Genomic DNA, 21624 nt, shown 5'->3' with positions numbered 1-21624 from the left:
GGGTTTCGCGCATACGGCATTTCCCGCACAATCCCCGCTTGTCCACACGCGGAGCGCGATACGCGCGGATGCACGCCTACGTCTACAAGAGCCAGCGCAAGGCCGACACGTTCGTCTACCTGGCGAAGCGCGATGAGTTCACCCTCGTGCCCGAGCCGCTGCGCACCCAGTTGGGCGAGTTGTCGTTCGTGCTGGAGGTGGCCTTGACCCCGGACCGGACCCTGGCGCGCGAGGATGCCGCCGTCGTCCGCGGGAACCTGTCGGCACGCGGCTTCCACGTCCAGTTCCCGCCGCCACCCGATCCGCGCGTCCGTGCCGATGCCTGAGCCGCGCCTGCAGACCCGTCCCGTTGCCGTGATCGCCCTGTTGGCCGGCTTGCTGCTGGCCGGCGTCGGCGGGTGGGCGGGTGGCGCAGTGGCGGCGCTCGCTGCCTGCCTCGCGCAGCCTGCGGTGGCGCTGGGCGTGTCGTGGCTGCGTGGCACGCGCGTCCTGGCGCCGGCCCGCGCGTGGCGCGAAGACCTGCCCGCCCTGCTGCTGGCCTGGACGGTCGCCTTCGCCGGCAGCGCCGCGTTGCTGGCCTGGCCGCTGGCATCCCTGCACGACAGTGGCAGCCTGCCGGCGGCGCTCGGCGTCAGTGCGGTGGTCGGCGCGATGATCGTCGGTCTGTGGCGCACATGGCCGCTGTGGCACGGACTGGAACGCGATGGCGGTGCGCTGTCCGCGCATTGGCGTGGCCTGGTCGAGCGCGACTTCCATGCCTGGCGTGGCCTGGCGGTGGCCTCGTTGCTGGCGCTCGCCATCGGTGGCGGGCTGGGCCTGGCGTGGCCGGGGCTGGTGCCGGAGGCGGCACGTGCCGGATGGGTGGTCGCCTATTTGCTGCTGCTGCCGGCGCTGCACTGGGGCATCCAGCGCCTGGATGGTGCCGGCGTGCTGCCGGTGGTCGAGATGCCGGACAGTGATGAAGCGGCGTTCGCAGCGCACGCCAGCGAGGCCTCCCCGCAGCAGGTGGTCGATCTGGAGCAGGCCCTGTTCGATGCCGCCCGCTCCGGCCGCGTGGATCGCGCGCTGGAGTTCATCGAAGCCGGCGCCGACACGCACGCGTTGCCGGCGGAAGGCGCACGCGACCAGCGCAGCCTGGGTGCCCTGGCGGCGGTGCTGCCCGACCTTCGCCTGCTGCGCACGCTGATCGCGCACGGCGTGGACCTCAACCATGCGCACGCCGGCGTCACTCCGTTGCTCGCGGCGACGCGCGACAGCTGGCACGGGCGGCCGGATGCCGTCACCACGCTGCTGGCCAATGGCGCCGATCCGCGCATCACCGATGCTGAGGGCAACACCCCGCTTCACCACGCCGCGCGCAGTTCCGATCCCGGCGTGGTCGCACTGCTGCGCGATGCCGCGGCGGAACTGGATGCGCTGAACCACGACGGCCTGACCCCGCTCGGCGTGGCCTGCGTGGCCGGCAACTGGCGGCTGGCGAAGTTCCTGCTGGAACGTGGTGCGCGTCCCGACCCGCAGGGCGGGCAGCCGGTGTTGCTGGCGGCCGCGTCGACGGAAGAAGACGACCCGGCCGGCGTGCAACTGCTGCTCAAGCACAAGGCCAAGGTCGATGCGCGCGACGCGCAGCGCCGCAGCGCGCTGCACGAGGCGGCGTTTGCAGGCCATGCCGAGATCACCACCACCCTGCTCGCCGCTGGCGCCGATGTGCACGCGCGCGACAACCAGCAGCGCACGCCCTGGCTGGAGGCGGCGCGTGGCGCGCACCTGGCTGTGCTGGAGAAACTGGCCGATGCCGGTGCCGACCGCGATGCGGTGGATGCCGAGCGCCGCACCGCACTGATGCTGGCCTGCACGGCCGAGCACGCATCACCGGCGATGGTTCGTCGCCTGCTGGAGTGGGGCGTCGATCCCGCCCTGATGGACGCGCATGAGCGCCGGGCCGTCGACGTGGCCGCCGAAGCCGGACGCTGGGCGCTGGTGTCGGCACTCGATCCCGCCTACGCGTTGCCCACCGCGGTCGCCTCGTCCGATGACGAAACACCGCCGGACCGCGCGCCTTCCGCCCTGCTGCGCGAAGGATTGGCGAGCGGCCAGCTCGACGGGCTTGAAGCACTGGCCCGACTGAGTTCCCGCGACGAGCTGGGTGCGCTGCTGCATGAGCCTGAAATGCAGCGCCCGGCACGCATGGCGTGGCTGCTGCGCCACGGCGCCGACGCCGAAAGCCGCAACGCGCAAGGCGATACCGTCCTGTTTTCGCTGCTGTCGCAGGGTCCGTCCGGCATGCCCGGCGTAGCGACCCTGTTGTCACGCGCCGTCTCTCCGGCCGGGGCCGGTGGACTGGCGCGGTTCATGGCAGCGTGCGCGGCGGACGACCAGGCGGCGCGGACACTGGAATCCTGTGCGCTGGATCTGCTGGAACGCGGCGCGGATCCATTCGCCGCGTCGGCGCAGGGCGACCCGGCGCTGTCGCTGGCCGTGCGCCTGGGCTGGCAGCGGCTGCTCGACCGGCTGCTCGAGATCGGCGTGGACCGCGAGGCGCGCGACAGCCACGGCATGACGGCCCTGCACCTGGCGGCCGTGCTCGGTCGCGAGACCGCGCTGAAGCATCTGATCGCGAAGGGCGCGTCGCCCGATGCGCGCGCCGCCGATGGCCAGACGCCGCTCGGGGTGGCCCTGGCGTGCGGCCGCCGCGACCTGGCCGACTGGCTCGACTGGCGCGTCTGGTCGCTGCCGCGTCGTGCGCTGCGCCCGGCCGACCTGCCGGCGGCGGCAATGGCGGGCGATCGCGACGCCGTGCGCCGCCTGCTGGATCTCGGGTTCGATGTCGACTCGCCCGATGCGCAGGGATGCACGGCCTTGCTGCGTGCGGCGGGCGGCGGATCCGCGCCCACCGTGGAACTGCTGCTGGCGCGCGGCGCCGATCCGCAGCGTGCGGCCAACACCGGCGCCACGCCGCTGTCCGCCGCAGTGAGCATGCGCCAGGTGGAGATCGTCGGCGCGCTGCTCGCGGCCGGCACCGACATCGAATACCGCCTGCCGGGCGGCGTGACCGTATTGATGCTGGCTGCCGCGCTCGGACTGCCCGACATCGCCGCGCGCCTGATCAATGCGGGCGCCAACGTGCAGGCCGGCGATGCGCAGGGGCTCACGCCGCTGCATTGCGCCGCGCTCTACGGCTTCACCGCGCGCGAGAAACCGCGACTGGTGGCATTGCTCGACACGCTGCTGCTATCGGGCGCGGAATCCGAACAGGTCGCCGCCGGTGCGGTGACGCCGCTGCTGCTGCTGCTCGGCGCACGCGCCGAGCCGGGCACCGCCTGCGACGAAGAGGTGGTGCTGGCCGGCCTGGAGCGCCTGCTGGACGAAGGGGTGTCGCTGGATGTGCAGGATCCGCGTGGTTTCGGGCCGCTGCACCTGGCCTCGCTGCACGGCCTGCTGCGCGTGGTCAGTCGCCTGTTGCGCGCCGGTGCCGACCCGGAGTTGCGCGACACCCTGAACCGCACGCCGCGCGAGATCGCGGTGATGCGCGGCTTCATCGACGTGGCGGCCGAATTCGTCCCCGCCACGCCGGGCGCCGGGGCGTCGATGGCGCGCTTCCTGCGCGACCGGGGTTGAGGGCAAGCCGATTCATTTCGCTGGCGGGGCGTCCTCGCCGGTCGCGTCGGCCTCGAACAGTTGCTCCAGGTCCCTGACCGCATCGCGCGCAGTCTGCATCACCGCGCCGTCATCGTCGTAGACCAGGTATTGCGCGCGCAGCAGCTTCTCGTCGTGCTGGCGGAACCGGCGTGCATGCTCGGCGGCCGTTTCCGGCGGCAGGCCCAGTTCCACCAGCACCTGCTGCGCCATCTCCAGGCTCGAGCCCAGCGTTTCGCGATATGCCTCCGCGCTCAGGTCCATCAACCGCCACGCATGCTGGCGGTTGCGCGCGCGCGCCAGCACGCGCGCTTCGGGATACATGCGGCGGATCAGCCGTGTCGCCTTGATGTTGGTGTCGGGATCGTCCATCGCGATCACGAACACCTTCACGTGCTGCGCGCCGGCCGAGCGCAGCAGGTCGGGGCGTGTCGGGTCGCCGTAGTAGATGCGGATGTTGCCGAACCGCCGCAGGGTGTCCACGGTTTCCGGGCTGTGCTCGAGGGCGACGAACGGGATGCGCTGCGCGGTCAGCAGGCGCGCGACGATCTGGCCGAACCGCCCCATGCCCGCGATCAGCACCTGCGGCTGCGCGTCCGGGATCTCGTCGAAGCTCCGTGCCGCCTGCGGCGTCCGTTTCGAAGCCGGCAGCAGCTTGTGCAGGCCCAGCAGCAGCAACGGCGTCAGCGCCATCGACACGCCGACGATGGCGCTGAGCTGGTTGCGGAGTTCCGCATCCATCAACTGCACGCGTGCCGCTTCGCTGAAGACGACGAAGGCGAATTCGCCGCCCAGCCACAGCGTGCCGGCCAGCATCAGGGCACCGCGCGGTTCCAGCCGCCCGGGCCAGCGACCGACCCCGAACAGCAGCGCGAACTTCACCGTCAGCAGGATCACGACGCCCGCCGTGATCAGTTCCGGCTCCTTCACGACGGCATCCAGGTCGATGTCCATGCCGACCGCGATGAAGAACAGGCCCAGCAGCAGGCCCTTGAACGGGTCGATCTGCGACTCCAGTTCGTGGCGGAATTCCGAATCCGACAACAGCACGCCGGCCAGGAAAGCGCCCAGGCCCGCGCTCAGGCCCGCCAGCTGCATGAACCAGGCGATGCCCAGCACCACCAGCAGCGCGGTGGCAGTGAATACTTCCGGCATGCGCGTGCGCGCGACGATGCGGAACAGGTGTCGCAGCACCAGCCGCCCGCCGAGGATCACGATGGCGATGCCGCCGACGGCATGCAGGACCATGGTCCACGTCAGCGTTTCGTTCTTGGCGCCGCCGAGCAAGGGGATCGCGGCCAGCAGCGGAATCGCCGCCAGGTCCTGGAACAGCAGGATCGCGAAGCCGAGCCGGCCGTGTTCGCTGGTCAGTTCCTTGTGCTCGGCGAGCAGTTGCAGGCTGACGGCGGTGGACGACAGCGCCAGCCCAAGCCCGATCACCAGCGCGGTCTTCCAGTGGTGGTCGAAGCACAACGCGATCCCGCCCAGCACCAGCGCACTCAGCGCGACCTGCAGTCCGCCCGCACCGAACACCGGCTTGCGCATCACCCGCAGGCGCGACGGCGACAGTTCCAGGCCTATGACGAACAGCATCATCACCACGCCGATCTCGGCCGCATTGAGGATGCGGTCCGCATCCCTTACCAGCGCCAGCCCATCCGGCCCCAGCACCACCCCCGCGACCAGGTAGGCCAGTACCGCACCCAAGCCGAACCGCTTGAACACCGGCACCGCGACCACCGCGGCCAACAGGAACACCAGCGCCAACTCCAGACCACTACCGTGCATGGATCACCTCGCGGCGATAGTATGCGGGCGACCGGGCCGTCCAGGCCCTCTTCCAGGGATGCAGGAGGACGTGTGAAGCAGCACCGTGTGTGGATATGGTGGGCGCTGGCGGCGATGCTCGCGTGGATGCCGTCGGCTTCGGCGCAGGGACCGGCTGGCGTTCGCAAGCAGGTCGAAGCCAGCATGCGCGTGACGGGCGCGATCCATATCGCGGCCGACGGCAGCGTCGAGCATGTGCAATTGGATACGCCCGACAGGTTGCCGAAGGGGATCTCCGGCTTCGTCGAAAGCAACATGGCGTCCTGGCGGTTCGAGCCGGTCCTGGTGGATGGCGTTCCGCGACGCGCGTTGACGAAGGTCAGTGCGTTGCTGGTCGGCAAGACGATCGGCGGCGGCCAGATGTCCGTGTCCATCCGCGGCGCCGATTTCAGCGACGACACCGTCGTGCCGGCGACGCAACAGATTACCGGGCGCCAGCTTCGACCGCCGGCATTCCCGATGTCCGCGGCCGAAGAAGGCGTGCAGGGCACCGTCTATCTGCTGGTCAAGGTCGAGCGCGATGGCACTGTGGGCGATGTCTCGACCGAACAGGTCAACCTGCGCTTCGTGGCCAGTGCGCCGCAGATGGATCGGCACCGTGATCGCTTCGCACGTGTCGCCATGGCCGCCGCCCGCAACTGGACGTTCGCACCGCCGACCGAAGGCGAACAGGCGGCGCAGCCGTACTGGATCGTACGCGTGCCAGTGGATTTCACCTTCACCGGCCCGCTGCCTTATGGCAAGTGGCAGGTGTACATTCCCGGTCCTCGCACGCGTCCCGGCTGGGCGCCCGATGAGGACGCACCCGGCTTCTCGCCCGATGCACTGGCCGAAGGTAGCATCCATATGGCGGGTGGCAATCGTCGGCCGAAGCTACTGACGCCGTTGGATGAGGCTTGATTGGCGCGTGTTGTGACGCCGACTGGATAGCGGTCGCACGAATTTCATAAGGAGAATGCGTATGCGCGGATGGATGATGCTCGGATTGCTCGTTGTCTCGACGCTGGCGCATGCCGGCGGCGTGGGTGCCGTGCGCAAGCAGGTCGAAATGAGCCTGCTGGTCAAGGGCGAGATCAGCGTGGACGCAACGGGAAAGGTCGCGGATTTCAGCATCGACAGACCTGACGAGTTGCCGCCCGGCGTGGTGACGTTCGTTCAGGCCCAGGTGCCGGCATGGACCTTCGAGCCCATGGAGGTCGAAGGGAAAGCGGTCGCGGTCCGCAACCGCATGCGCATGCTTGCGGTCGCCAAGAAGGACGATGCCGGGGGCTACGAAATAAGGTTGCAGGCGGTCAGTTTCCATCCGCTGAAAGAGGATGCCGGCTTCGAGGTGGTCAGCGACAAGATGGATCCGCCCCGCTATCCCGCTGCGCTGGCCCGCGCAGGGGCGTCCGGCACGGTGTTCCTGCTGCTGAAGATCGGTCGGGACGGCACCGTGAAGAACGCGTTTGCGGAGCAGGTCAACCTGCGCTCACTGGGAACCGCAAACGTGATGACGAGAATGCGTGAATCGTTCGCCGAGTCTGCCGTGAGTGCGGCGCGCCAGTGGACGTTCACGCCGCCGAGGCAGGGGCCGCTGGCCTCGGCGGAGTACTGGACCGTGCGCACCAACGTGGACTATCTGCTCGACTTGAACACGTTTCAGTACGGAAAATGGGTCGCCTATGTGCCAGGCCCGCGCCAGACCGCCGACTGGGTGGATCAGGAACTGGTCCGGAAATCCCCGGAAGCGCTGGCTGGCGGCGAAACCCAGCTGCTCGCCGATGGTGGACTGCGTCTGCTGACACCGGTGGGGGGCGACTCCTGATCGATCACGTATGACCAGTGAAAAGAAAACGCCCCGCAATGCGGGGCGTTTTCTTTCTCGCCTTTCCGTCGCCGGATCAGCGCTTCATCGAGCTGAAGAACTCGTCGTTGGACTTGGTGTTCTTCATCTTGTCCAGCAGGAATTCCATCGCGGCGATCTCGTCCATCGGATGCAGCAGCTTGCGCAGGATCCAGATCTTCTGCAGCAGCTCCGGCTCGATCAGCAGGTCCTCGCGGCGGGTGCCGGAGCGGTTGATGTCGATGGCCGGGTAGACGCGCTTCTCGGTGATGCGGCGGTTCAAGTGCACTTCGCTGTTGCCGGTGCCCTTGAACTCTTCGTAGATCACCTCGTCCATCTTGCTGCCGGTTTCGACCAGCGCGGTGGCGATGATGGTCAGCGAGCCGCCTTCCTCCACGTTGCGCGCGGCGCCGAAGAAACGCTTCGGGCGGTGCAGGGCGTTGGCGTCCACGCCGCCGGTCAGCACCTTGCCGGAGCTGGGCACGACGTTGTTGTAGGCGCGCGCCAGGCGGGTGATCGAGTCCAGCATGATCACCACGTCCTTCTTGTGCTCGACCAGGCGCTTGGCGCGCTCGATCACCATTTCGGCGACCTGCACGTGGCGCGCGGCGGGCTCGTCGAACGTCGAGCTGACCACTTCGCCGCGCACGGTGCGCTGCATTTCGGTCACTTCTTCCGGACGCTCGTCCACCAGCAGCACGATCAGGTGCACGTCCGGGTGGTTGGTCGTGATGGCGGTGGCGATCTGCTGCATCATGATCGTCTTGCCCGCCTTGGGCGGCGACACGATCAGGGCGCGCTGGCCCTTGCCCTGCGGTGCCATCAGGTCGAGGATGCGGCCGGCGATGTCTTCCGACGAGCCGTTGCCGCGCTCAAGCGTGAAGCGACGGCGCGGGAACAGCGGCGTCAGGTTCTCGAACAGCACCTTGTTCTTCGACGCTTCCAGCGGCTCGCCATTGATCGTGTCGATGGTCGACAGCGCGAAGTAGCGTTCACCGTCCTTCGGCCAGCGGATGCGGCCGGCCAGGTGGTCGCCGGTGCGCAGGTTGAAGCGGCGGATCTGGCTGGGGCTGATGTAGACATCGTCCGGGCCGGCCAGGTAGCTGGCCTCGGCGGCGCGCAGGAAGCCGAAGCCGTCCGGCAGGATTTCCAGCACGCCGTCGGCGGCGACGCCTTCACCGTGGCGGGTCAGTACCTTCAGCAGGGCGAAGATCACGTCCTGCTTGCGGGCGCGGGCCACGCCTTCCTGGATGTTCAGCTGCTCGGCGATGTCCAGTAGCTTGGGCGCGGGCATGCGCTTGAGGTCGCCCAGCGAATACTGCGGGAAGCCTTCCGGCACGTTCGGCATGGCGCGCGGCACGAACTGCTCCTGGCCGCCGCCATTGCCGTCCTGCGGCATGCCGTCGTTGCCCTGCCGGTCGCGGTTGCGCTCGCGGCGGTTGCGGAAGCGGTCGCGGCGATTGTTGTTGTTGAAGCGGTTGCCGTCGCGCGGTTCGCCGCCCTCATGCTGGCCACCACCTTCGTGCTGGTCACCGCCACCCTGCGAGTGCGGAGCGGGCGCATCGCCACCGCCGTCGTGGGACGGAGCGGGTGCTGCGGGAGCGGGTGCGCGCTCGGCCACGACGGGCGGAAGCGGGAGTTGCGGCGCCGGATCGGACGCGCGCTCGGTGGGCGCGGCGGCGGTGTCGGCGGCGGTGTCGGCGGTCGGGGTTTTCGGAGCACGGGCTTTGCGCACGCGCTTCTCGGCGGGGGCGCCGGTTTCGTTGCTGCTGTCGGACAAGGTGCGAATCCTCGCTAGGTGGCGAGCGCCGGCGTTGCGGCGGCGGGGTGAAATGAAGAAGAGTGGTGTTCAGATGGGTGCGGCGCATCCCCTGCGCCGGAATTCGGATCCGACACTAACACCGGCCTGCGGTGGCGGCAAGACGGGCCACCGCAGCGGGTTCAAACGGATTCAGCCGGTGCGCCCCGGCTCCGCAGGGCGCATGCACCGGGTCAGGCGGCCTGGGAACCCAGGGCCTTGTCGATCATCTGGGTCAACTGGCCCTTGCCGACGGCGCCGATCTGGGTGGCCTGGATCTGGCCATCCTTGAACAGCAGCAGCATCGGGATCGAGCGCACGTGGTACTTGATGGCGGTGGCGCGGTTCTCGTCCACGTTCACCTTGGCGACCTTCAGCTTGCCGCCGTAGGCCTCGGCCAGCTCGTCCAGGACCGGCGAAATCATCTTGCACGGACCGCACCATTCGGCCCAGAAGTCCACCAGCACCGGCTCGCCGGACTGCAGCACGGCAGCATCGAAATCGGCATCGCCGACGTGGGTCACTTTGTCGCTCACGGGGATCTCCTGCGGGGTCCGCGGAAGGGCGCGGACGGGTTCGGGCCGGGACGGCCACCACGATTGGGGTAAACTGGGGCGTTCCGCGACCTTATTCAAGGGTTCCCAGGTGGTCGCGCAACCCGGCACAGGGGGCGCAGTGTGCGACGCCGGTCAGGCCGTTGCAAGCACACCCACCGCATTCATATGAGACGCGCGCGGAACACAGCGACGCAAAGAAGAAGGCATGAGCGACAAACCGTTAACCGACATCACGTTCTCCTCGTTCGACCTGCATCCGGCGCTGCTTGCCGGGTTGGAAGGCGCAGGTTTTTCCCGTTGCACGCCGATCCAGGCAATGACGCTTCCGGTCGCCCTGGCGGGCCGCGACGTCGCCGGCCAGGCGCAGACCGGCACCGGCAAGACACTGGCCTTCCTGGTCGCGGTCATGAACCGCCTGCTGACGCGCCCGGCGCTGGCCGACCGCAAGCCCGAGGATCCGCGCGCGCTGATCCTGGCGCCCACCCGCGAGCTGGCCATCCAGATCCACAAGGATGCGGTGAAGTTCGGCGCCGACCTCGGCCTGCGCTTCGCGCTGGTCTACGGCGGCGTGGACTACGACAAGCAGCGCGAGATCCTGCAGCAGGGCGTGGACGTCATCATCGCCACGCCGGGTCGCCTGATCGACTACGTCAAGCAGCACAAGGTGGTCAGCCTGCACGCGTGCGAGACGTGCGTGCTGGACGAAGCCGACCGCATGTTCGACCTCGGCTTCATCAAGGACATCCGCTTCCTGCTGCGCCGCATGCCCGAGCGCACCACGCGGCAGACGCTGCTGTTCTCGGCCACGCTGTCGCACCGCGTGCTGGAACTGGCGTACGAGCACATGAACGAGCCGGAGAAGCTCGTCGTCGAGACCGAGTTCATCACTGCAGCGAAGGTGCGGCAGAAGCTCTACTACCCGGCCGATGAAGAAAAGATCCCATTGCTGATCGGCCTGCTGTCGCGCAGCGAAGGCGCGCGCACGATGGTGTTCGTCAATACCAAGGCCTTCGTCGAACGCGTCGCGCGTGCGCTGGAACGCGCGGGCTACCGCGTCGGCGTGCTGTCCGGTGACGTGCCGCAGAAGAAGCGCGAGTCGCTGCTGAAGCGCTTCCAGGCCGGCCAGCTGGAGCTGCTCGTGGCCACCGACGTGGCCGCGCGCGGCCTGCACATCGACGGCGTGTCGCACGTGTTCAACTACGACCTGCCGTTCGATGCCGAAGACTACGTGCACCGCATCGGCCGTACCGCGCGCCTCGGTGCCGAAGGCGATGCGATCAGCTTCGCCTGCGAGCGTTATGCGATGTCGCTGCCCGACATCGAGGCCTACATCGAGCAGAAGATCCCGTCCGAGCCGGTCACCGCCGAACTGCTGACCGCGCTGCCGCGTCCGGAACGTCCGAAGCCGGCCGCCGGCGAGGGCGACGAGGAAGAAGAGAGCGTCAGCCAGATCTTCCGCGAGGCACGCGAGCAGAAGGCTGCCGACGAAGAGCGTCGTGGCGGTGGCCGCAAGCCGGGTGGATCCGGTGGTGCGGGTCGTCGTGACGGCAGTCGCCGCGAAGGTCCGCGTTCGGCCGATGGCAAGCCGCGCACGCCGCGTCCGCCCCGCGCGCCGCGTCCCGAGAGTGAAGCCGCCAAGCCGCAGGCGCCCCGTCCCGCTGACGACGCGGTGCGTGCCGACATCGCCGTCCCGCCGGAAGGCGAGCGCACGCCGCGCAAGCGCCGTCGCCGACGCCATGGTCGTCCGCTGGAAGGTGCGGAAGGCGCCGTGGCGAATGCCGCGCCGGCCGTCGCGAAGCCAACGGCTGCGCCGAAGCCCGCCGACGACAATGCGGGCTTCCTGACGCGGCTGGGCCGCAAGATCCGCTCGCTGGTGTCGGGCGACTGATCCACGTCGTCGCGCGCATGGAGAAGAAGCCGGGCACGTCCCGGCTTTTTCTTTTGCGGGCATCGCCAGCGTCTCGGCCGCTCCGGCATAATCGACGCACATGAGCGTCCTGCGATTCGAAAACGTCAGCAAGCAATACCCCGGCGGCCACGCGGCGCTGGAGGACGTCAGCTTCGAAGTGGCCGAAGGCGAGATGCTGTTCGTCACCGGCCACTCAGGCGCAGGCAAGAGCACGCTGCTGAAGCTGATCCACCTGAGCGAGCGGCCCAGCCGCGGCGCCGTGCTGTTCGCCGGCAAGAACCTGCTGAAGGTGCGCGGAGGCCGCATTCCGCTGCATCGTCGCGAGGTCGGCGCGGTCTACCAGGACCACCGGCTGCTGACCGACCGCACGGTGATGGAGAACGTGTCGCTGCCGTTGATCCTGCGCGGCGATCGCCGCGGCGACATCGGCAAGCGCGTGCGCGAGGTGCTGGCGCGCCTGGGCCTGGGCCATCGCGAGAACGCGCTGCCCACGCAGCTGTCCGCGGGCGAACAGCAGCGCGTCGGCATCGCGCGCGCCATCGTCGCCGAGCCGCGCCTGCTGGTGGCGGACGAGCCGACCGGCAACCTCGATCCGACGCTGGCGGCGGAGATCATGTCGCTGTTCGCGTCGATGCCCGAGCGCGGCACCAGCGTGCTGGTGGTCAGCCACGACCTGTCGCTGCTCAAGCGCATGAAGAAGCGCGTGCTGATCCTCGACCACGGCAAGCTGGCCGACGATATTTCCCCGGCGGACCTGGCCGAATGAGCGACGCGAAGAACAGCCGTGCGCAGGCGCGCTCCGGGTTCGGCATCTGGCTCGACCAGCATCTCTACAGCTTCGTCTCCAGCCTCGGCCGCACCGTGCGCCGTCCGTGGGCCACGCTGTTGACGATCGGGGTGATGGCGGTGGCCTTCGTGCTGCCGCTCGGGTTGTGGCTGGCGCTGCAGAACGTCGGCCATTTCGCCGGCGACGTGCAGCAGTCGCGCGAGATCGACCTGTTCCTGGCGCCCGACACGCCGGTGGCGCGTGCGCAGGCGCTGGCCGAAGCCCTGCGTGGGCGCGACGATGTCGCCCGCGTCGAATTGCGCACCCCCGCGCAAGGCCTGGCGGAATTCCGCGAGCGCAGCGGACTCGGCGCATCGCTGGACCTGATCGACGGCAATCCGTTGCCGAGCGTGCTGGTGGTGGTGCCCGAGGGCGATGAGTCGCGGTTGATCACGGCGCTGGAGGCGCTGCCGGAAACCGACCTGCTGCAGCACGACGCTGCCTGGCGCGAACGGTTGGCCGGATGGATGGGCTTCGGCAAGCGGCTGGTCTGGGTGCTCGCCGCGCTGTTCGGCCTGGGTGCGCTGCTGGTGGTCGGCAATACCGTGCGCCTGGACATCCAGTCGCGGCGCGAGGAAATCGGCGTGCTGCAGCTGCTGGGCGCCAGCGATGGCTTCATCCGGCGTCCATTCGTCTATCTGGGTGCCTGGTACGGCCTGGCCGCCGGTGCATCGGCGCTTGGCCTGCTGACGCTGGCGGCGCTGGCGCTGCGCGATCCGCTGGCGGCGCTGGCACGCAGTTACGGCAGTCCGTTTGCCCTGGTGGGCCTGGACGCGGTCGGTGCCACGGCGGTCATCGTGGCGGCGACGGTCATCGGGTGGCTAGGCGCATGGCTGGTGACGGGCCACTTCTTGCGTCAGACTCGCCCGACTGCCACCTGACATCCGCGCATCTTCATGGCCCAAGAGCTCCGGCATCTGATCAGCGACGCGCCCCGCGTGATGGTGGTGGACGGGTCGAAGCTGGTGCGCAAGCTGATCGCCGATGTGTTGCAGCGGGAACTGCCGGGCGTGCAGGTGCTTGGCTGCGCCAGCATCGCCGAGGCGCGCGATGCCCTGGCGGCCGGCGAAGTGCACCTGGTCACCACCGCGCTGGCGCTGCCCGATGGCGACGGTCTCGAGATCGCGCGCAGCGTGCGCGAGGCGGCCGGGCAGGCGTACGTGCCGGTGATCGTCGTGTCCGGCGATGCGCAACAGCATCTGGAAGAGCGCCGCTTCACCGAGTTCGTCACCGACTATTTCGACAAGGCGCTCGGCCACGAAGCGCTGGCGGCCTTCATCCGCGGCTACGTGCAGCCGGAGCCGGTGGTCGGCGCCAGCATCCTGTACATCGAGGACAGCCGCGTCGTCGCCGAAACCACGCGGCGCATGCTGGAGCGGCAGTCGCTCAACGTGGTGCACGTGCTGAAGGCCGAGGATGCCTTCGCGCTGCTGACGGCCGAATCGCTGGGGCTGTCCACGCACAAGTTCGACCTGGTGCTCACCGACGTGATCCTGAAGGGCGAACTGAGCGGTCGCGACATCGTGCAGCGCATCCGCGTGGACTTCGCCTACGGCAAGCGGCGCCTGCCGATCCTGGTGATGACCGGCGACAGCAACCGCGACAACCAGGCCGAATTGCTGCAGGCCGGCGCCAACGACCTGGTGCTGAAGCCGATCGCGGAGCGCCTGCTGGTCACCAAGGTGCTGTTCCAGCTGCGGCTGGCGCGCATGGACGAAACCCGCGCGCTGGTATGAGCCGCCTGCGACGCGCATGACCGACGACGACCGCATCAAGCTCGAGCCTTCGTGGAAGGCGCAGATCGGCGACTGGCTGCAGCGGCCGGACATGCGCGACCTGTCGGCCTTCCTGCGCCAGCGCAAGGCCGCCGGTGCGCGCATCTATCCGCCCGGGCCGCAGATCTTCGCGGCGTTCGACGCCACGCCGTTCGAGGCGGTGAAGGTGGTGATCCTCGGGCAGGATCCGTATCACGGCCCGGGCCAGGCGCATGGTCTCTGCTTCTCGGTGTTGCCCGGTGTGCCGGTGCCGCCGTCGCTGGTCAACATCTACAAGGAAATCAACGCCGACCTGGGCATCGCGCCGCCGGACCACGGCTGCCTGTTGCCGTGGGCACGCCAAGGGGTGCTGCTGCTCAATGCCGTGTTGACGGTGGAGGAAGGCCGCGCGGGCGCGCACCAGGGCAAGGGCTGGGAAGGCTTCACCGACCACGCCATCGAGACGCTGGCGCGCGAGCGCGAGGGCTTGGTGTTCCTGCTGTGGGGCAGTTATGCGCAGGCCAAGGGCAAGGTGATCGACACGCGCCGCCACCGCGTGCTGCGTGCGCCGCATCCGTCGCCACTGTCGGCGCATCGCGGTTTCCTGGGATGCGGACACTTCAGCGCGACCAACCAGTACCTGGCGCAACGCGGGCTGGCGCCGATCGACTGGCGGCTGCCGCCGCGGGAGCAGTTGGTACCGTAGCGTGCGTCATGCGCACGACGCTTGATGCATCAATACCGGGTGTGGGAGCGACGTAAGTCGCGATAGTCCACCGGTAACGCTTCATCGCGACTTACGTCGCTCCCACAATCGCATGAGCCTGCGGCGCGTCTCGTTCCGAGATCGTGCGCGCGGCGCACGCTACCTTGTGCGGCGGCGCTTCTGTGGCGGCGACACCGGCGGGGGCGGCGTGACCGGGATATTCCTGATCTCGCCCTGCAACTCCTCGAGCATCGGTACCATCTTCTGCTGCACGGCCGCCATGATGTTCTGCATCAGTGCCGGGCTCTTGTCGAGCATCCGCTTGCCGGCCGCACTTTCGTAGAACTTGGTGATCGCGCGCACGTCGTCGCGGGTGTAGGTCTTTTTGTAGACGTCCAGGTACACCGGGCGCATCTCTTCCCAGGACAGCGCCTTGCGCACGATGTCCTGGGTCTTGGCCTGGATGCGTGCCACCTCGGCCTTCTGCTCGTCGGTCATTTCCTTGCCGGCGAAGTGCTTGTCGAATTCCTGCTGCTGCACCGCTTCCATCTGCGGTACCACGCCTGCGAGCAGGCTCTCGGCGCGCGAAGCGGTGAGCAGGCGGTCGATGTCGGCGTCGGTGGGTTCAGCGGCGAAGGCCGGTCCGGCGAGTGCCAGGGCGAGGAGCAACAGCACGCGGGCGTGCGAACGAACGGCATTCAGCGAGGGACGGATCATGCAGTGCGGGCGGCGTGGAACGGGGGCACAGGGTGCCTGCCGGGGAGTAAATCTGGTGTTAATCGCCGGCCGATGCGCCGGCCCGCGCTGCGAACGGACAGGCATCCTGACTACAATCTGCCGCATGGGGAGCATCGCACTCGAGATCACGCCGACGCTGGCGATTCCGGACGACGAACTGGTCGAGCGCTTCGTGCGCGCGAGCGGGGCGGGCGGACAGAACGTCAACAAGGTCTCGACGGCGGTGGAATTGCGCTTCGACGTGGCCGGCTCGCCGTCGCTGCCGGACGCGTTGCGCGAGCGCCTGCTCGCCAAGCGCGACCGTCGACTGACCGATGCCGGCGTGCTGGTGATCGACGCACAGCGGTTCCGCACGCAGGACCGCAACCGGCAGGACGCGCGGGAGCGGCTGGCCGCGATCATCGCCGCCGCGCTCGTGGTGCCGAAGAAGCGCGTGGCCACCAAGCCCTCGCGCGCCGCGAAGGCACGCCGCATGGACGCCAAGCGCGAGCGCAGCGACGTCAAGCGCGGCCGTTCGCAGAAAAGCCATTGGGAGTAGACGTTTGAGCCACGACATCGTTCCGCGCATTCCACCCAACATGCCGCAGGTGCCGCCGAACCGGTTCACCCGCTGGATGGGGCGAACGTTCCTGAGGGTCTTCGGCTGGCGGATCGAAGGCACGCTGCCCGACCTGCCCAAGCTGGTGATGATCGTGGCACCGCACTCGTCCAACTGGGATGGCATCTGGGGGATGGCGGCGAAGATCGCGATGGGGTTCCAGGTGCGCGTGCTCGGCAAGGCGCAGCTGTTCTGGTGGCCGCTGTCGCCGCTGCTGCGCAAGCTGGGCGTGGTGCCGGTGGACCGCAGTTCGCCGCAGGGCACCGTGGAGCAGGCCGTGCGGATGATCCGCAGGTCCGAGAAAATGTGGTTCGCGCTGACGCCGGAAGGCACCCGCAGGCGCGTGGACAAGTGGAAGGGCGGCTTCCTGAAGATCGCCCACCAGGCGCAGGTGCCCATCCTGATGGCGTATTTCCACTACCCCGAGAAGGTCATCGGCATCGGCGACGTGTACTACCCCACCGGCAACATGGAGATCGACATGGCGGCCATCCGCGAGTGGTACCGGCCTTGGCAGGGGAAGAATCGCGGGACGGTGTGAATCGGCGCGACGCCGGCAAAGAAAAACCCGCCGGGAGGCGGGTTTTTCGTTCTTCAGGAGCGAGCGGTGCCTACAGCGCCGCGCCGCCCAGCTTCCAGGTGACCTGCAAAAAGTAGCTGCGCCCAACGCTGTCGAACCAGGCCGTGTCGTAGTACGGATAGTTCGACCAGGTCGGATCCTTCGGCGGCATCTTGTCGAGCAGGTTGTTGACGGTCAGCGAGATGCGCAGGTGGTCGTTGATGTCGTAGCGCGCCCCGGCGTTGAAGCGCCATGAGTCGGGCATCCAGGCATCGTCGGCGTAGTTCGGCACGCGGCCCAGGTAATTGCCGAACAGGCTGGCGCCGAACGTGCCCTTGTCCCAGTTGACGCCAATGTTGCCCTTCCGGCGCGGCAAGGCGGGGCTGTAGGTCGCGTAGTCCAGCATGTCCAGGGTGGGGTCTCCCGGATACTGCTGGCTCTCGTGGCGGTGCACCCACGTATAGCTGCCGGTGAAGCGGAAGTCGCCGGCCTGGTCGGTCTGCAGGCGGTAGCTGACGCTGGTGTCGATGCCCGAAGTCTCTTCACTGGCGATGTTGATCGGGCTGAAGCGGACGCTGGTGATGACCCCATCGCTGTCGCGGACGACGCGGGCGATCGCGTCCTGGCAGGTCGCCGAGTTGATGTCCACCGGCGTGCCGCTGTCGGTGACGCCGAGGCGGCAGCTGGCTTCGTCGCGACGGATCCGCTCGCGGTCCTGCGTCTGCACCTGGTTCATCACCTTGATCTTGTAGTAGTCCATCGACACGTCGAAGCCGCTGAACGGCGACCACACGAAACCGGCGGAGAACGACTTGCTGGTCTCCACGTTCAGGTCCATGTTGCCGCTGTAGACGTCGAACGTGCTCACGTCGTAGCTGCCATCGTCGTAGCAGTAGTCGTTGGTGGCGCCGGGTTCGGCGGTGCGGCAGTCGTAATAGTCGGTCGCGAAGCGGGTGCGGTAGTAGTCGTTGCCGGCGAACAGGTAATGCATGTCCGGTGCGCGGAAGCCGGTGCCGTAGGAGCCGCGGACCAGCAGCGTATCCAGCGGCCGCCACTCCAGGCCAGCGCTGTAGGTGAACTTGCCCGGATTCTTGTCGCCGTAGTCGTAGCGGTCGTAGCGGCCCGCCAGGCTGGCTTCCAGCGTGGACAGCAGCGGCATGCGCAGTTCGCCCGCCACGCTCCAGCGATCGCGGTCGCCCCGGCCGTCGCCATAGCGCGGGCCGTAGTACGCGTCCTCGGTCAGCGCCAGCGGATCGGGATTGATGCGATAGGACTGGCTGCCGTACTCCACCGCGCCGGCGAAACCCACGTCGCCGGCGGGCAGGGTGAACAGCGAGGTGGTGTCGGTGGTGAAGCTCAGGTTGTCGTTCTTGGCCACGGGACGGAACGTGGACATGGTGGAAATCGACGCGAACTCGGCTGGCGTCAGCGGCGTGAACAGGCGCGTCGGGTCGGGTGAGTAGATGGCATAGCCGCGACTGGTGTAGCCCTGGCGTTCGCCCAGGAACAGGCGATTGGCGGCGTCCGCCTTGATGCGTGGCATCTCCACGTCGGCCTTGTACTGCGAATGGTTGTACGCGGCTTCCCAGTTCCACTCGTCGCCGAACTGGCCCTTGAAGCCGGTGGTCACGGCCAGCGTTTTCTGCACCGTGGTGTTCATGCGGTTGCGCAGGCCGCCCATTTCCTCGGGCGTGAACTGGCGTGTCCAGATCTCGCGCTGGTCGGTGAGCGCGTTGTAGAACACCTTGTCGCGGTAGTTGTTGGTCGACGCGGGGTCGTGGAATTCCCAGCCCATGTGGTCGCTCGCCACGTCGTTGCCGTTGGTGCCGGTCAGCAGCCTGACCGTCTGGTGGCCGAACTGCGCGTCGGCGAACCAGGAGAGCGTGTCGGACAGGCGGTACTCGAACGCGCCGTATACATTGCCGCCCTTGCGCTCGTTGGTGATGGTGCGATACGCGATGGCGCGCTCGCTGCCGCAGTAGGGTTCGCCGAAGCGATCGTCGGCGAGCACCGTCGTGCCTTCGTTCAAGCCCGCCATGGCCGCGCACCCGTCGGCGGGCGCGATGTTGGTGTCGTCTTCCCAGTTGAGGATCTGCGCGGTCAGGCGCGGCAGCTTGCGGCGCGCCAACGGGGAATCGAGCGTGGAATCCTGATTGCGGCGTTCGAATCCCCACAGCGGACGCTTGTCCAGCAGTTCCACGCCGACGATGCCGCTGAAGTCCCCGCGCTCGAAGCCGGTGGTGACCGTCAGCCGGTGCGACTCGCCGCCGCCGCGTTCGGTGTCGCCGTAGCGGTAGTCGAAGATGGTGCCGTCGATCGACTTCTTGAGGATGAAGTTGATCACGCCCGCCATCGCGTCGGAGCCGTAGACCGCCGAGGCGCTGCCGGTCAGGACTTCCACGCGCTCGATCATGCCGAGCGGGATGTTGCCGACGTCGGTGAAGTTGCTGCGGCCGTTGAGCGGCAGCGGGAAGTCGGCGATGCGGCGCCCGTTGATCAGCACCAGGGTGTGGTTGGGACCCAGGCCGCGCAGGTCGACCGCCTGTGCGCCCGGCGTGGACTGGGCGCTGGTGGTGTTCTGCTGGCCCTGCACGGTGCCGCTGTTCTGGCTGAGCGAGCGCAGCACGTCAGGCACGGAGGTGAAGCCGGCGGCCTGGATCTGTTCGGCCGTGATCACGGTGATCGGCGCCGGTCCTTCGATCTGCGCACGCGGAATGCGCGAGCCGGTGACCTGCAGGGTCTCCAGCTGCGTCACGGGTTCTTCGGCCTGCGCGGAACCGCCCCCGGGAGGTGCCTCCTGGGGCGCGGGGCGCGGCGCCGGTGCGCGCCGGGGCGTGGCATCGGCCTGCACGATCAGCACGGCACCGGAGGCGTCGCGCCTGGCCTGGAAGCCGCTGCCCTGCAGCAGGCGGTCCAGCGCCTGGTCGGTCGTTGCGGCCCCTTGCACGCCCGTGGTGCGCCGCCCCTTCAGCTGGTCGGCGCGATAGACCAGTTGCGTGCCGGACTGCTTGGCCAGCGTGTTGAGCGCCGCCGTCAGGTCGCCCGCAGGCAGGTCGATGCGGCCGGGGGCCGCCTGGGCCTGCGCGGCGAGCGCCACGCTACAGGCCGTACTCAACAACAGGACGCGCATTGGGTACCGCATCGACTCTCTCCCCGGGGGTGCTCGGTATGGCACCTATTGGCTATCAGGACGAACGAACCGGGCAAATCCCCCCATGACTTTCGTCGCGGGAGCCGGGCCTAGCGTGTGTACAGCACGATGCGGTCCTCGTGCCGCTCCGCACGCACCGGGAACCCCTGTTCCAGCAGGCGCGCGAACCCCTCGGCATTGGACCAGCGGAAGTTGCCGCCCACGCGCAGCGCGGCGACGGTGGCGTCGCCCAGCTCCAGCTTGCGCGTGTTGAAGCGGTTGAACTCGCTGGCCGCATCCGCCAGCGAGGCATCGTCGAAGGTGAGGAAGCCGTCGCGCCACTCCAGATAGCGCTCGGCCTCCGCCAGCGGCAGGGAGCGGACCAGTACGCCGTTGCGGCCTGCGGTGGCCACGCTGCCGGCCGGCAGCAGGGCCACCGGCTGGGCGCGGCCATCGGCACCGGCACGACTCTCCAGGCGCACCTTGCCGTCGGTCACCACCACGCGGATCGCCTGCGGATCGCGGCGGACAGAAAAGCGGGTGCCGACGGCGGCCACGCGGCGTCCCTCGGTTTCCACCACGAACGGGCGCCGCGTGTCATGCGCCACGTCGAAGAACGCCTCGCCCTGCAGCAGGGCGATATGGCGTTCGCCACGGCTGATGCGCACGTCCAGCCGGCTGTCGCTGCTCAGCGTGGCCGTGGAGCCATCGGGCAGCGTCACCGTCTGGATCTGGCCGACGGTGCTGGCGTACTGCGCCTGCTCGCGGCCACTGAGCTGCCAGCCTCCCCACGCGGCGGAACCCACCGCCACCAGCGTCAATGCCGCTGCCACGCCACGCCAGCCGGGTCCGCGTGCATCGCGCGCGCCGGCGTGCCGCGGTGCGAAGGTGATGCCGCGCAGGTCGGGCCGTGCGTCCGTGTTGCCGTCGGCAGGCGCCGCACGCGGCGGCACCGTACCTGCGGGCAGGCCCGCGGCCCATGCCTGCAGGCGACCGGCCTCGTTCCACGCGGACTGCAACCGCAGGAACGCCACCTTGTGCCGGGGCGATTCGCCCAGCCAACCGTCCAGCGCCGTCTGCTCGCGCGCCGTCCAGCCGTCCGCGTCGCGACGGACCAGCCAGTCGGCGGCCTGCTGCTCAATCTGTCTGCTGTCGGTCATGTCCGTCGTCCTTGTCCATGACAGCCCGGGCCGTCCTTCGCCCGTCCGACGCACGCACGGCGTCGCCGCCGTACAGATGGTCGGCGATCAGGCGCATCCCTTTGGCCAAATGCTTTTCCACGGTCTTCTCGCTGATGCCCAGTTGGCGGGCGACGTCCTTCTGCGGCAATTCCTCCACGCGCCGCAGCCACACCACTTCGCGGCAGCGGTCGGGGAGCCGGTCCAGGGCCTCGACCACGCGCTTGAGCGCCTGGCGGGTCCCGGTCCACCGCTCGGGCGACACCTCGTCGATCAGGTAGACGTTCGAGGACTCGAAATCACCCACCGGCTCGATCGACACCACCCGGCTGCGGCGCAGGCGATCGGTCATCAGGTGGCGGGCGGTGGCGAAGAGGAACGCCTTCGGCGTGTCCGGTCGCGTGCGGCCCGCCGCTTCGTAGACGCGCGCGTAGACCTCCTGGCGCAGGTCGTGCCATTCGTCGCGGTGCGGCCATGCGCGCTGCAGGAACAGCGTGAGCGCGCGTTCGTGGACGAGGACTTCGCGGACGAACCAGTCGTCGAATTCGGTGGGCATGGCCGCACTCTAGCCCAACCGCCGGCGATC

18 protein-coding genes are annotated in these 21624 nt (G+C 68.7%); 11 read left to right on the top strand and 7 right to left on the bottom strand.

Annotated features, from left to right (window positions below; translation table 11 throughout):
• Nucleotides 1–68: 68 nt before the first annotated feature.
• Both V7060_RS09920 and V7060_RS09915 read left to right on the top strand, forming a co-directional pair.
• Nucleotides 69–326: a YcgL domain-containing protein gene (locus V7060_RS09920; protein ID WP_334179071.1), complete on the top strand. Its 258-nt coding sequence runs from the start codon at nucleotides 69–71 to the stop codon at nucleotides 324–326.
• Nucleotides 319–3615: an ankyrin repeat domain-containing protein gene (locus V7060_RS09915; protein ID WP_334179070.1), complete on the top strand. Its 3297-nt coding sequence runs from the start codon at nucleotides 319–321 to the stop codon at nucleotides 3613–3615. The genes V7060_RS09920 and V7060_RS09915 overlap by 8 nt, the downstream gene beginning before the upstream one ends.
• Nucleotides 3616–3627: 12 nt before the next feature.
• Here the strand turns inward: V7060_RS09915 and V7060_RS09910 are convergent, their stop codons facing one another.
• A complete protein-coding gene (locus V7060_RS09910; RefSeq protein WP_334179069.1) occupies nucleotides 3628–5421 on the bottom strand; it encodes a monovalent cation:proton antiporter-2 (CPA2) family protein in 1794 nt (597 codons plus the stop codon).
• A 72-nt stretch (nucleotides 5422–5493) separates the two neighbouring features.
• Here V7060_RS09910 and V7060_RS09905 point away from each other — a divergent pair, with 72 nt between their 5' ends.
• Both V7060_RS09905 and V7060_RS09900 read left to right on the top strand, forming a co-directional pair.
• Nucleotides 5494–6360, top strand: coding sequence for a TonB family protein (locus V7060_RS09905; RefSeq protein WP_334179068.1), 867 nt, complete (start codon nucleotides 5494–5496; stop codon nucleotides 6358–6360).
• 61 nt (nucleotides 6361–6421) lie between these two features.
• Nucleotides 6422–7267, top strand: coding sequence for an energy transducer TonB (locus V7060_RS09900; RefSeq protein WP_334179067.1), 846 nt, complete (start codon nucleotides 6422–6424; stop codon nucleotides 7265–7267).
• Between the two features lie 76 nt (nucleotides 7268–7343).
• Here the strand turns inward: V7060_RS09900 and rho are convergent, their stop codons facing one another.
• Together rho and trxA are read right to left on the bottom strand one after the other, a co-directional pair.
• On the bottom strand, nucleotides 7344–9065 hold the full coding sequence (gene rho, locus V7060_RS09895; protein WP_334179066.1) for a transcription termination factor Rho: 1722 nt from the start codon (nucleotides 9063–9065) through the stop codon (nucleotides 7344–7346).
• Between the two features lie 212 nt (nucleotides 9066–9277).
• Nucleotides 9278–9619 (bottom strand): thioredoxin TrxA, encoded by a 342-nt coding sequence (gene trxA / locus V7060_RS09890; RefSeq protein ID WP_334179065.1) that lies wholly within the window; start codon nucleotides 9617–9619, stop codon nucleotides 9278–9280.
• A gap of 226 nt (nucleotides 9620–9845) precedes the next feature.
• Between trxA and rhlB the strand changes: the two genes are divergently transcribed.
• From rhlB to ung, 5 genes are all read left to right on the top strand, one after another.
• Nucleotides 9846–11528, top strand: a complete 1683-nt coding sequence (gene rhlB / locus V7060_RS09885; RefSeq protein WP_334179064.1) for an ATP-dependent RNA helicase RhlB — start codon at nucleotides 9846–9848, stop codon at nucleotides 11526–11528.
• A gap of 100 nt (nucleotides 11529–11628) precedes the next feature.
• Nucleotides 11629–12315 (top strand): cell division ATP-binding protein FtsE, encoded by a 687-nt coding sequence (gene ftsE, locus V7060_RS09880; protein ID WP_062350449.1) that lies wholly within the window; start codon nucleotides 11629–11631, stop codon nucleotides 12313–12315.
• Nucleotides 12312–13256, top strand: coding sequence for a permease-like cell division protein FtsX (gene ftsX / locus V7060_RS09875; RefSeq protein WP_334179063.1), 945 nt, complete (start codon nucleotides 12312–12314; stop codon nucleotides 13254–13256). The genes ftsE and ftsX overlap by 4 nt, the downstream gene beginning before the upstream one ends.
• Before the next feature lie 15 nt (nucleotides 13257–13271).
• The gene (locus V7060_RS09870; protein ID WP_334179062.1) at nucleotides 13272–14111 is read left to right on the top strand and encodes a response regulator; all 840 of its coding nucleotides are present in this window, start codon (nucleotides 13272–13274) and stop codon (nucleotides 14109–14111) included.
• A 16-nt stretch (nucleotides 14112–14127) separates the two neighbouring features.
• Nucleotides 14128–14835: a uracil-DNA glycosylase gene (gene ung / locus V7060_RS09865; RefSeq protein WP_334179061.1), complete on the top strand. Its 708-nt coding sequence runs from the start codon at nucleotides 14128–14130 to the stop codon at nucleotides 14833–14835.
• Between the two features lie 159 nt (nucleotides 14836–14994).
• Here the strand turns inward: ung and V7060_RS09860 are convergent, their stop codons facing one another.
• Entirely contained in the window at nucleotides 14995–15552 is a 558-nt protein-coding gene (locus tag V7060_RS09860) for a DUF2059 domain-containing protein (RefSeq protein ID WP_334179060.1), read from the bottom strand.
• Nucleotides 15553–15676: 124 nt separating this feature from the next.
• On the opposite strand from V7060_RS09860, the gene arfB reads away from it, so the two are divergent.
• Nucleotides 15677–16111 (top strand): alternative ribosome rescue aminoacyl-tRNA hydrolase ArfB, encoded by a 435-nt coding sequence (arfB, locus tag V7060_RS09855; protein WP_334179059.1) that lies wholly within the window; start codon nucleotides 15677–15679, stop codon nucleotides 16109–16111.
• A gap of 40 nt (nucleotides 16112–16151) precedes the next feature.
• A complete protein-coding gene (locus tag V7060_RS09850; RefSeq protein WP_334179125.1) occupies nucleotides 16152–16712 on the top strand; it encodes a lysophospholipid acyltransferase family protein in 561 nt (186 codons plus the stop codon).
• A 70-nt stretch (nucleotides 16713–16782) separates the two neighbouring features.
• Here V7060_RS09850 and V7060_RS09845 read toward each other — a convergent pair whose 3' ends face one another.
• The 3 genes from V7060_RS09845 to V7060_RS09835 form a co-directional block, all read right to left on the bottom strand.
• Nucleotides 16783–19872, bottom strand: a complete 3090-nt coding sequence (locus V7060_RS09845) for a TonB-dependent receptor (RefSeq protein WP_334179058.1) — start codon at nucleotides 19870–19872, stop codon at nucleotides 16783–16785.
• A gap of 98 nt (nucleotides 19873–19970) precedes the next feature.
• Nucleotides 19971–21020 (bottom strand): FecR domain-containing protein, encoded by a 1050-nt coding sequence (locus tag V7060_RS09840; protein WP_334179057.1) that lies wholly within the window; start codon nucleotides 21018–21020, stop codon nucleotides 19971–19973.
• Nucleotides 20998–21594, bottom strand: coding sequence for a sigma-70 family RNA polymerase sigma factor (locus V7060_RS09835; RefSeq protein WP_334179056.1), 597 nt, complete (start codon nucleotides 21592–21594; stop codon nucleotides 20998–21000). The genes V7060_RS09840 and V7060_RS09835 overlap by 23 nt, the downstream gene beginning before the upstream one ends.
• Nucleotides 21595–21624 lie beyond the last annotated feature (30 nt).

The organism is Pseudoxanthomonas sp. (assembly GCF_036845285.1).
Classification (GTDB): Bacteria; Pseudomonadota; Gammaproteobacteria; order Xanthomonadales; family Xanthomonadaceae; genus Pseudoxanthomonas_A.
This window is presented reverse-complemented; position numbering and strand designations above follow the sequence as displayed.

Excerpts from the sequence above, each read along its gene's own strand:
- V7060_RS09910 (WP_334179069.1), bottom strand. The coding sequence starts at position 5,421 with ATGCACGGTAGTGGTCTGGAGTTGGCGCTGGTGTTCCTGTTGGCCGCG.
- ung (WP_334179061.1), top strand. The coding sequence starts at position 14,128 with ATGACCGACGACGACCGCATCAAGCTCGAGCCTTCGTGGAAGGCGCAG.
- arfB (WP_334179059.1), top strand. The coding sequence starts at position 15,677 with ATGGGGAGCATCGCACTCGAGATCACGCCGACGCTGGCGATTCCGGAC.
- V7060_RS09860 (WP_334179060.1), bottom strand. The coding sequence starts at position 15,552 with ATGATCCGTCCCTCGCTGAATGCCGTTCGTTCGCACGCCCGCGTGCTG.
- ftsX (WP_334179063.1), top strand. The coding sequence starts at position 12,312 with ATGAGCGACGCGAAGAACAGCCGTGCGCAGGCGCGCTCCGGGTTCGGC.
- V7060_RS09835 (WP_334179056.1), bottom strand. The coding sequence starts at position 21,594 with ATGCCCACCGAATTCGACGACTGGTTCGTCCGCGAAGTCCTCGTCCAC.
- V7060_RS09900 (WP_334179067.1), top strand. The coding sequence starts at position 6,422 with ATGCGCGGATGGATGATGCTCGGATTGCTCGTTGTCTCGACGCTGGCG.
- rhlB (WP_334179064.1), top strand. The coding sequence starts at position 9,846 with ATGAGCGACAAACCGTTAACCGACATCACGTTCTCCTCGTTCGACCTG.
- V7060_RS09840 (WP_334179057.1), bottom strand. The coding sequence starts at position 21,020 with ATGACCGACAGCAGACAGATTGAGCAGCAGGCCGCCGACTGGCTGGTC.
- ftsE (WP_062350449.1), top strand. The coding sequence starts at position 11,629 with ATGAGCGTCCTGCGATTCGAAAACGTCAGCAAGCAATACCCCGGCGGC.
- V7060_RS09870 (WP_334179062.1), top strand. The coding sequence starts at position 13,272 with ATGGCCCAAGAGCTCCGGCATCTGATCAGCGACGCGCCCCGCGTGATG.
- V7060_RS09920 (WP_334179071.1), top strand. The coding sequence starts at position 69 with ATGCACGCCTACGTCTACAAGAGCCAGCGCAAGGCCGACACGTTCGTC.
- V7060_RS09850 (WP_334179125.1), top strand. The coding sequence starts at position 16,152 with ATGCCGCAGGTGCCGCCGAACCGGTTCACCCGCTGGATGGGGCGAACG.
- V7060_RS09845 (WP_334179058.1), bottom strand. The coding sequence starts at position 19,872 with ATGCGGTACCCAATGCGCGTCCTGTTGTTGAGTACGGCCTGTAGCGTG.
- V7060_RS09915 (WP_334179070.1), top strand. The coding sequence starts at position 319 with ATGCCTGAGCCGCGCCTGCAGACCCGTCCCGTTGCCGTGATCGCCCTG.